Genomic DNA, 1,465 nt, shown 5'->3' on the forward strand with positions numbered 1-1,465 from the left:
CATCGTATAAGGAGGTGATCCAGCCCCAGGTTCCCCTAGGGCTACCTTGTTACGACTTCACCCCAGTCATGAACCACAAAGTGGTAAGCGTTCTCCCGAAGGTTAAACTACCTACTTCTTTTGCAGCCCACTCCCATGGTGTGACGGGCGGTGTGTACAAGGCCCGGGAACGTATTCACCGTGGCATTCTGATCCACGATTACTAGCGATTCCGACTTCATGGAGTCGAGTTGCAGACTCCAATCCGGACTACGACGCACTTTTTGGGATTCGCTCACTTTCGCAAGTTGGCYGCCCTCTGTATGCGCCATTGTAGCACGTGTGTAGCCCTACTCGTAAGGGCCATGATGACTTGACGTCGTCCCCACCTTCCTCCGGTTTATCACCGGCAGTCTCCCTGGAGTTCCCGACATTACTCGCTGGCAAACAAGGATAAGGGTTGCGCTCGTTGCGGGACTTAACCCAACATTTCACAACACGAGCTGACGACAGCCATGCAGCACCTGTCTCAGAGTTCCCGAAGGCACYAATCCATCTCTGGAAARTTCTCTGGATGTCAAGAGTAGGTAAGGTTCTTCGCGTTGCATCGAATTAAACCACATGCTCCACCGCTTGTGCGGGCCCCCGTCAATTCATTTGAGTTTTAATCTTGCGACCGTACTCCCCAGGCGGTCTACTTAACGCGTTAGCTCCGAAAGCCACGGCTCAAGGCCACAACCTCCAAGTAGACATCGTTTACGGCGTGGACTACCAGGGTATCTAATCCTGTTTGCTCCCCACGCTTTCGCATCTGAGTGTCAGTATCTGTCCAGGGGGCCGCCTTCGCCACCGGTATTCCTTCAGATCTCTACGCATTTCACCGCTACACCTGAAATTCTACCCCCCTCTACAGTACTCTAGTCTGCCAGTTTCAAATGCAATTCCGAGGTTGAGCCCCGGGCTTTCACATCTGACTTAACAAACCACCTGCATGCGCTTTACGCCCAGTAATTCCGATTAACGCTCGCACCCTCCGTATTACCGCGGCTGCTGGCACGGAGTTAGCCGGTGCTTCTTCTGYMGCTAACGTCAAGYAATGCAGCTATTAACTACACYACCTTCCTCACKACTGAAAGTACTTTACAACCCGAAGGCCTTCTTCATACACGCGGCATGGCTGCATCAGGCTTGCGCCCATTGTGCAATATTCCCCACTGCTGCCTCCCGTAGGAGTCTGGACCGTGTCTCAGTTCCAGTGTGGCTGATCATCCTCTCAGACCAGCTAGGGATCGTCGCCTTGGTGAGCCCTTACCTCACCAACTAGCTAATCCCACCTGGGCATATCCTGACGCGAGAGGCCCGAAGGTCCCCCTCTTTGGCCCGAAGGCATTATGCGGTATTAGCCATCGTTTCCAATGGTTATCCCCCACATCAGGGCAATTTCCCAGGCATTACTCACCCGTCCGCCGCTCGACGCCCTTAACGT

General features: G+C 53.7%; 1 rRNA gene. It reads right to left on the reverse strand.

What is annotated here, in order from left to right:
- Positions 1-7: 7 nt before the first annotated feature.
- Positions 8-1,465 (reverse strand): 16S ribosomal RNA (locus ELS82_RS24945); the annotation flags it as partial.

This window comes from Vibrio ouci, from assembly GCF_004551525.1.
In the GTDB taxonomy this organism is placed as follows: Bacteria; Pseudomonadota; Gammaproteobacteria; order Enterobacterales; family Vibrionaceae; genus Vibrio; species Vibrio ouci.